General features: G+C 61.1%; 7 protein-coding genes and 1 pseudogene. 6 read left to right on the top strand and 2 right to left on the bottom strand.

What is annotated here, in order from left to right; all coding sequences use genetic code 11:
* Positions 1 to 33: 33 nt before the first annotated feature.
* Positions 34 to 1,098, bottom strand: coding sequence for a class II fructose-bisphosphate aldolase (gene fba, locus HMPREF9371_RS06800; protein WP_009119273.1), 1,065 nt, complete (start codon positions 1,096 to 1,098; stop codon positions 34 to 36).
* Positions 1,099 to 1,326: 228 nt separating this feature from the next.
* Here fba and HMPREF9371_RS06795 point away from each other — a divergent pair, with 228 nt between their 5' ends.
* From HMPREF9371_RS06795 to tsaA, 4 genes are all read left to right on the top strand, one after another.
* The gene (locus HMPREF9371_RS06795) at positions 1,327 to 2,019 is read left to right on the top strand and encodes a pyrimidine 5'-nucleotidase (protein WP_009119271.1); all 693 of its coding nucleotides are present in this window, start codon (positions 1,327 to 1,329) and stop codon (positions 2,017 to 2,019) included.
* A 73-nt stretch (positions 2,020 to 2,092) separates the two neighbouring features.
* Positions 2,093 to 2,320 (top strand): exodeoxyribonuclease VII small subunit, encoded by a 228-nt coding sequence (locus HMPREF9371_RS06790; protein WP_009119270.1) that lies wholly within the window; start codon positions 2,093 to 2,095, stop codon positions 2,318 to 2,320.
* Positions 2,304 to 3,200 (top strand): polyprenyl synthetase family protein, encoded by an 897-nt coding sequence (locus HMPREF9371_RS06785; RefSeq protein ID WP_009119269.1) that lies wholly within the window; start codon positions 2,304 to 2,306, stop codon positions 3,198 to 3,200. Before HMPREF9371_RS06790 ends, HMPREF9371_RS06785 begins: the two co-directional genes overlap by 17 nt.
* Before the next feature lie 315 nt (positions 3,201 to 3,515).
* Positions 3,516 to 4,229, top strand: a complete 714-nt coding sequence (gene tsaA, locus HMPREF9371_RS06780) for a tRNA (N6-threonylcarbamoyladenosine(37)-N6)-methyltransferase TrmO (RefSeq protein WP_050797942.1) — start codon at positions 3,516 to 3,518, stop codon at positions 4,227 to 4,229.
* Between the two features lie 19 nt (positions 4,230 to 4,248).
* Here the strand turns inward: tsaA and HMPREF9371_RS12760 are convergent.
* Positions 4,249 to 4,402 (bottom strand): annotated as a pseudogene (locus tag HMPREF9371_RS12760) (lipoprotein signal peptidase).
* A gap of 250 nt (positions 4,403 to 4,652) precedes the next feature.
* On the opposite strand from HMPREF9371_RS12760, the gene HMPREF9371_RS06775 reads away from it, so the two are divergent.
* On the top strand, positions 4,653 to 5,333 hold the full coding sequence (locus tag HMPREF9371_RS06775) for an SIR2 family NAD-dependent protein deacylase (RefSeq protein ID WP_009119267.1): 681 nt from the start codon (positions 4,653 to 4,655) through the stop codon (positions 5,331 to 5,333).
* 108 nt (positions 5,334 to 5,441) lie between these two features.
* Complete coding sequence (locus HMPREF9371_RS06770; protein WP_040660313.1) at positions 5,442 to 7,643, top strand: UvrD-helicase domain-containing protein; 2,202 nt, start codon at positions 5,442 to 5,444, stop codon at positions 7,641 to 7,643.
* Positions 7,644 to 7,696: the final 53 nt, after the last annotated feature.

Here is a 7,696-nt window from a genome sequence, read left to right as displayed (position 1 = left end):
GTAGCCTGTTTGGCAATCAGAGCCCAGCCAGCATTATTTCACAATCTGCGCCAGCTCGCCTTTGGCATAACGCTCGGCCATTTTTTCCAGCGATACCGGTTTGATTTTGCCGGCCTGACCTTCGCAGCCGAAGGCGCGGTAGCGGTCCAAACAAATTTGTTTCATCGCTTTCACGCTTTCGGCCAGGTATTTGCGCGGGTCGAATTCGGCCGGATGCTGCGCTAGATAACGGCGGATGGCGCCGGTGGAGGCGAGGCGCAAATCGGTGTCGATGTTGACTTTGCGCACGCCGTGCTTGATGCCTTCCACGATTTCTTCCACCGGCACGCCGTAGGTTTCGCCGATGTTGCCACCGTATTCGTTGATCACTGCCAGCCAGTCTTGCGGCACCGAGCTGGAACCGTGCATCACCAGATGGGTGTTGGGCAGGGCGGCGTGGATTTCTTTGATGCGGTCGATGCGCAACACATCGCCGGTGGGCTTGCGGCTGAATTTGTAGGCGCCATGGCTGGTGCCGATGGCAATGGCCAGCGCATCCACGCCGGTGTCTTTCACAAAACTGGCGGCTTCTTCCACGCTGGTGAGCATTTGGTCGTGCGAGAGTTTCACATCGGCGCCGATGCCGTCTTCTTCGCCGGCATCACCGGTTTCCAGATTGCCCAGACAGCCGATTTCGCCTTCCACCGACACGCCGCAGGCATGGGCGAAATTGACCACGGTGCGGGTTACGTCCACGTTGTAGTCGTAATCGGCCGGGGTTTTGCCGTCGCTTTTGAGCGAGCCGTCCATCATCACCGAAGAAAAACCGAGCTGGATGGAGCGCTGGCACACGTCGGGCGAGGTGCCGTGGTCTTGGTGCATCACCACCGGAATATGCGGAAATTCTTCCACCGCCGCCAAAATCAGATGGCGCAAAAACGGCGCGCCGGCGTATTTGCGCGCGCCGGCCGAAGCCTGCACGATCACGGGGGCGTTCACTTCGTCTGCGGCCTCCATGATGGCACGCATCTGCTCCAGATTGTTCACATTGAAAGCGGGCAGGCCGTAGCTGTGCTCGGCGGCGTGGTCCAGCAGTTGGCGCAAAGAAACAAGAGCCATGAGGGTTCTCCTAAAAATCCGGTCAAAATCGGCAGCGATTATAGCAGTTTTGCCGCCGCTGTTTCAGGCTACCTGAAAGCCCGCTTCTGCGGATTAGACCGCCTGTGATTACCGACCGCCGCCCCATACCGAATCAGGCGGCCCAAACCGCAAAGACATTGCGGCAAAGCTGTACCCGTTTGCGCCCGCGCCACTATAATCGCCCCTTTGCTTTCAGGTAGCCTGAAGATGCCGCTTGCCGAACCCATGTGGCTGTTCGATCTCGACAACACCCTGCACCACGCCGATGCCGGTATTTTCTACCGCATCAACCGCCGCATGACCGAATTTATGGCGCAAGCATTAGGAATTGACGAAGCCGCCGCTTCCCATTTGCGCGAAGATTATTGGCACCGCTACGGCGCCACGCTGGCTGGCCTGCAGCGGCACCATCCGCACATCAGCATCGACGCCTTTCTGCAATACAGCCACCCGCTACCCGAGCTGTTGACCGTGTTGCAGCCAATGGTCGGCACCGCCGTCGCGCTGGCCGCCCTGCCCGGACGCAAAGCCGTGTTTTCCAACGGCCCGTCGTTTTATGTGCGCGCCCTCATGGAGGCCATGGAACTGACGCATCACTTCACCGCCCTGTTCGGCACCGACAATGTCGGCTACTGCTACAAGCCCGATCCGCAGGCCTATCTGCAGGTCTGCACCGCCTTAGACGTACCGCCCCAACAATGCATCATGGTGGACGACAGCGCCGCCAATCTGCACGCAGCCAAAGCACTGGGCATGCGGACGGTTTGGTACGGCAGCACCGCCGCCCCGCTGCCGTTTACCGATGTCGTGGCCGCCGACATGGCCGCCCTGCGCGGCTGTGCCCGCCGGCTGGCCGCCCATAGCCAACCCGACCAATCTCTGCCACAATCCGCACCTTAAAACAAACCCCATCATTCGGGCGGAGGCTGCCGCTCCGCAGGCTACCTGAAACCCGCCCTCACGAAAGCCCACCATGTCGAAAAAATCCCCCAAAAGTTTCGAAGACGCTATGGCCCGCCTCGAAGCCCTGACCCAAGCCATGCAAAACAGCGAAATGCCTTTGGAAGAAGCGCTGGCGGCCTATCAGGAAGGCAGCGAATTGGTGAAATTCTGCCAAAGCAAGTTGGCCGAAGTGGAACAGAAACTGCAGGTATTGGACGCCGGCGAACTGAAGGAGCTGAACCTTGAACCCAGCGAATGATTTTGCCGCCTGGCTGCACAAAGCGCAGGCGCAAACCGAGCTGGTACTGGAGCGCCTGCTGCCCGCCGCCGATACCGAGCCGCAGCGCCTGCACCACGCCATGCGCTATGTCAGCCTGGGCGGCGGCAAACGCCTGCGCCCGCTTTTGGTGTTGGCCGCCGCCGAAACCGGCCGCCCCCACGGCGACGCCTTGGAGGCGGCGATGGCGGCGGTTGAGCTGATCCACGTTTATTCGCTGGTGCACGACGACCTGCCGGCCATGGACAACGACAGCCTGCGCCGCGGCAAACCCACCTGCCACATCCAATACGACGAAGCCACCGCCCTGCTCACCGGCGACGCCCTGCAAACGCTGGCCTTCGAGCTGCTCAGCCGCCCCAACGGCCTGCCGGCCCAGCGCCGTTTGCAGCAAATCCAAACCCTAGCGCAAGCGTCTGGCAGCCTGGGCATGGCCGGCGGGCAGGCCATCGACCTGCAACACGTCGGCCAAAACATGGATCAAGCGCAATTGGAAACCATGCACCGCTTGAAAACCGGCGCCCTCATCCGCGCCGCCGTGGCACTCGGCGCCCTGTGCTGCCCCGATACCGATGCAGCGGCATTGGCCGCCCTTGATACCTACGCCGCCAAACTGGGCCTGGCCTTCCAAGTGATCGACGACGTGCTGGACTGCGAAGCCGATACCGCCACCTTGGGCAAAACCGCCGGCAAAGACGCCGAAGCCGACAAACCCACTTATGTCAAACTGATGGGCTTGGCCGCCGCCCGCCACTATGCCGAACAGCTGACCGCAGAAGCCTGCGCCGCCCTTCAGCCTTTCGGACATACCGCACACCGTCTGCACCAGCTGGCCGACTTTGTTACCGCCCGCCGTTATTAGTCGGGGTTCAGTGAACATTGCCGCAGTGTCTGCGGACCATACACAGAGGTGTACTACCTGCTTGCCTATCGTGTGGGATGTTCTATCCATAATGACTTCTGACATTCACGTTCGCTGCGCGATGCCTTGAACTGCATCCATATTTGGGATTTTTGCACTGGAGGCAATAAATGAAGATGCAAGATTGGCTACACCGCCGAGGCAGACAGCACCGTTGCCACCTCCCGAAAAGTCTCGGCCTTGAGGACTTTTAAAAATAAAACCCTGAAATCTCCTTGGCATTTGCAAACTAAAGATTGCCTACAGGTGCTTATGCTGTCCTACGCTTTCTCCCCCATTGCCGTAGTGCGTTCGCCTTTCCGACAAAAATTCGGCATTCCGCGCCAACCTCATCTGGCGCCGTCAGCAGAAATCTGCATCGAATTCCAACCCGAATTCGGCGCCGACTGCGTGCGCGGTTTGGCCGACTTCGGCTATCTGTGGGTGCAGTTTGTGTTCCACGGCGTGCTGGACGAAGGCTGGTCGCCGCTGGTGCGTCCGCCGCGTTTGGGCGGCAAACAGAAAATGGGGGTGTTCGCCACCCGCAGCCCGCACCGGCCGAACCCCTTGGGCCTCTCGCTGCTGAAACTGGAGCGCATCGAGCACAGCCGCCCCTTACGTATCTGGTGCAGCGGCGCCGACTTGCTCGACGGCACACCGGTGCTCGACATCAAGCCCTATCTTCCCTTTGTGGAAGCCCGACCCGACGCCGCCGCCGGCTTCGCCGCCGAACCGCCGAGTCGGCTGACCGTGGTCTGGCAAACCGACCCCGCCTGCCTGCCCGAAGCACTGCGCCGGCTGGTTGAAGAAAGCATTGCCCAAGACCCGCGCCCGGCTTACCAAAACCTGCCCGAACGGATTTATGTGATGGCGCTGGCCGGCTACGAAATCCGCTTCCGCATCGCCGACGGCCAGGCGGTGGTGCTGGCGGCGGAGCCGTCGGACGGTGTACAAGAAGCAAAGGGCGGCACCGAAAAAGAGGCTACCTGAAGTAAAGCTTTGTTACTTTTCAGGTAGCCCTAGGCCGAGACCTTTGCAAAACCCCCAGATGTGGATGCAGTTCAAGGCGTAGCAGCGCAGCGAGCGAAGACATATCACATAGACAGGCAAAGCGAGTGAGCAGCACACAACGCAGAAATGCGCCGCAGATGGGGGTTTTGCAAAGGTCTCAGGCCGTGTCAAGCGACCCTCTTTACGCCGGGCAACCAAATGCGTGCAAGTGGGTAACCTCGCTGTGTTGGCAGGTCTGGCTGGCACAGCGTCTAAATCGGCTTTTCCACTTGGCTTGGTGCGTGCACATTTTGCCGCAAGAGGCAGCTTTGCAAGTTTCCTGAGTCCTTGTCCTCAAACTTCAGTATCGGGGAAATCGGTTAAGATGGCGGTTGTGTGCAACGGCATCAAAAGGGAACAACCATGCAAAGCATTGTGGTGCTCAGCGGCGCCGGCATCAGCGCCGACAGCGGCCTAAAAACTTTTCGCGACAGCGACGGTCTGTGGGAAGGGCATCGGGTGGAACAAGTGGCCACGCCCGAGGCCTTTGCCCGCGATCCGCAGCTGGTGTTGGATTTTTATAACGCGCGCCGCCGCCAGCTGGTGCAGGCCCGCCCCAACGCCGCCCATCTGGCTTTGGCCGAGCTGCAGGCGCATTACGATGTGCGCATCGTCACCCAAAACGTGAACAATCTGCACGAGCGCGCCGGCAGCCGCCAGGTACTGCACCTGCACGGCGAACTCACCAAGTTGCGCAGCAGCGTGGATGAGCGCTATGTGATCGACTGGCAAGGCGACCAAACCCTGGCCGATGCCGACCCGCATGGTCATCCGCTGCGCCCGCACATTGTCTGGTTCGGCGAGCCGGTGCCGCTGATCGAGACGGCGGCAGCGTGGGTGGCGCAGGCCGACAAGGTGCTGGTGGTGGGCACTTCGATGAAGGTGTATCCCGCCGCCGGCCTGCTCGAATATGTGCGCGATGGCGCCGAATGCTTTTTGGTGGATCCGCGTCCGCCGGCCGGCTTGCAGGGGGTGGAAGTGTTGGCGGCCAAAGCCAAAGACGGCGTGCCCGAATTGGTGCGCCGCCTGATTGGGGCCGGTTGAAAGGGCCGGCCGCCATGAGGCGGGTGGGCGGCCTCCCTGCCGCAGGCGGTTGCGGGCTTTGCTTTGATGCCGGATAATCGCGCCCCGAAGACCAATCCTGAAGAAATAATGATGCCGAATCAAAGCAATGCAGGCCTGCTGCGGGGGCTGAACGCCGAACAGCTGGCGGCGGTTACTTGGCCGCCGCAATCCGTTTTGGTGTTGGCCGGCGCCGGCAGCGGTAAAACCCGCGTGCTCACCACCCGCATCGCCTGGCTGCTGCAAACCGGCCAGGCCGGCGTGCATTCCATCATGGCGGTTACCTTTACCAATAAAGCCGCCAAAGAGATGCAAACCCGCCTCGGCGCCATGCTGCCGGTAAACGTGCGCGCCATGTGGCTGGGCACCTTCCACGGCCTGTGCCACCGCTTTTTACGCCTGCATTACCGCGAAGCCGGCCTGCCTGCTTCTTTCCAGATTCTCGACACGTCCGACCAGCTCTCGCTGATCAAACGCTTGCTCAAAAACCTGAACATCGCCGAAGAAATCATCGCCCCGCGCACCCTGCAGGGCTTCATCAACGCGCAAAAAGACGCCGGTCTGCGTGCAGAACGGCTGGAGGCGGTTACCCCGCACGAAAAACGGCTCATCGAATGCTATGCCGCCTACGACCGCCTCTGCCGGCAGGAAGGCGTGGTGGATTTTGCCGAACTGATGCTGAAAAGCTACGAAATTCTCAGCGAAAACGAGGTGCTGCGCCGCCACTACCAAAGCCGCTTCAACCATATTCTGGTGGACGAATTCCAAGACACCAACAAGCTGCAATACGCTTGGCTGAAGCTGATGGCCGGCGAGCAGGCCGCCGTGTTTGCCGTGGGCGACGACGACCAAAGCATCTACCGCTTCCGCGGCGCCCATGTGGGCAATATGCAGGCCTTTATGCAGGCTTTTCAGGTAGCCGAGCCGCTCAAACTGGAGCAAAACTACCGCTCGGTGGGCAATATTCTCGCCGCCGCCAACGCCGTCATTGAAAACAACGCCGAGCGTTTGGGCAAAGACCTGCGCACCGATGCCGAAAGCGGCGAAAAAATCCGTTTTCTCTCCGCCTTCAGCGACCAAGACGAGGCCCGCTTCGTGGTGGCCGAAACCCAGGCGCTGGCCAAAGAAGGGTTGCCGCTCGACCACATCGCCGTGCTCTACCGCAGCAACGCCCAGTCGCGCGTGTTGGAGCAAGCCTTTTTCCAAGCCGGTATCGCCTACAAAATCTACGGCGGCCTGCGCTTTTACGAACGGCAGGAAATCAAGCACGCGCTGGCCTACCTGCGTTTGGCGGTCAATCCCCACGACGACAATGCCCTGCTGCGCGTGATCAATATGCCCGCCCGCGGTATCGGCAGCCGCACCGTGGAAAACATCCAGCAACTGGCCGCCGCCGAAGGCGGCTCGCTGTGGCAGGCCGCCTGTACCGTAGGCATCAAAAACGGCAAAGTGGCCGCCTTCGTGCGCCTCATCGACGCCCTGCAACAGCAGGCCGCCTGCCTCAGCCTGCCCGAAACAATGGCCGCTGCCGTGAAAGACAGCGGCCTGTTCGCCCACTACCAAAGCCAAAAAGGCGACCAGCAAGACCGCCTCGACAACCTGGAAGAGCTGATCCACGCCGCCATCGCCTTCCGCCCGGAAGACAGCCAGTTCGAAACCCTGCCTGCCGATGCGGCTCAACAGCCCACCTGGCCGATTCTGGCCTTTCTGAGCAATGCCGCGCTCGAATCGGGCGAAAACCAGGCCGCGTCCGGCGAAGCTGCGGTGCAGCTGATGACCGTGCACGCCGCCAAAGGCTTGGAATTCGACGCCGTCTTTCTCACCGGCATGGAAGAAGGCCGTTTCCCCAGCGAATTGAGCCTGGCCGAACGCGGCGGGCTGGAGGAAGAACGGCGGCTGATGTATGTGGCCATCACCCGCGCCCGCCGGCGGCTGTATCTGAGCATGGCGCAGCAGCGCCTGCTGCACGGTCAAACCCATTTCGGCATTCCTTCGCGCTTTGTGGACGAAATCCCCGCCGAGCTACTGCACTACCTGTCGGCCGCGCCTGCCCGCCAACATACGGCCGCACCTGCCGTTTCCAGCCGCCGCCAAGAAGCGCCCGCTCCGGCTGCGGCCGAATTCGACGGTTTCCGCATCGGCCAAAACGTGCGCCACGCCAAATTCGGCACCGGCGTCATCATCGACGGCGTGCAGAAAAGCGGCAGCGCCCGTCTCACCATCAACTTCGGCAAGCAGGGCATCAAAGAGCTGGACACCCAGTTTGCCAAATTGGAAGTGCTGTCGGCTTAAACAGCCGCCTATTTCCCAGAGCAAGATTCAAGGCTACCTGAAAGCGTTTCAGG

Source organism: Neisseria shayeganii 871, assembly GCF_000226875.1.
In the GTDB taxonomy this organism is placed as follows: Bacteria; Pseudomonadota; Gammaproteobacteria; order Burkholderiales; family Neisseriaceae; genus Eikenella; species Eikenella shayeganii.
The sequence above is the reverse complement of the archived record's forward strand: the minus strand, read 5'-3'. Positions and strand labels throughout refer to the sequence as shown.

Bases quoted from the DNA above. Each gene is read 5' to 3' on its own strand.
- fba (WP_009119273.1), bottom strand. From the start codon at position 1,098: ATGGCTCTTGTTTCTTTGCGCCAACTGCTGGACCACGCCGCCGAGCAC.
- HMPREF9371_RS06795 (WP_009119271.1), top strand. From the start codon at position 1,327: ATGCCGCTTGCCGAACCCATGTGGCTGTTCGATCTCGACAACACCCTG.
- HMPREF9371_RS06790 (WP_009119270.1), top strand. From the start codon at position 2,093: ATGTCGAAAAAATCCCCCAAAAGTTTCGAAGACGCTATGGCCCGCCTC.
- HMPREF9371_RS06775 (WP_009119267.1), top strand. From the start codon at position 4,653: ATGCAAAGCATTGTGGTGCTCAGCGGCGCCGGCATCAGCGCCGACAGC.
- HMPREF9371_RS06770 (WP_040660313.1), top strand. From the start codon at position 5,442: ATGATGCCGAATCAAAGCAATGCAGGCCTGCTGCGGGGGCTGAACGCC.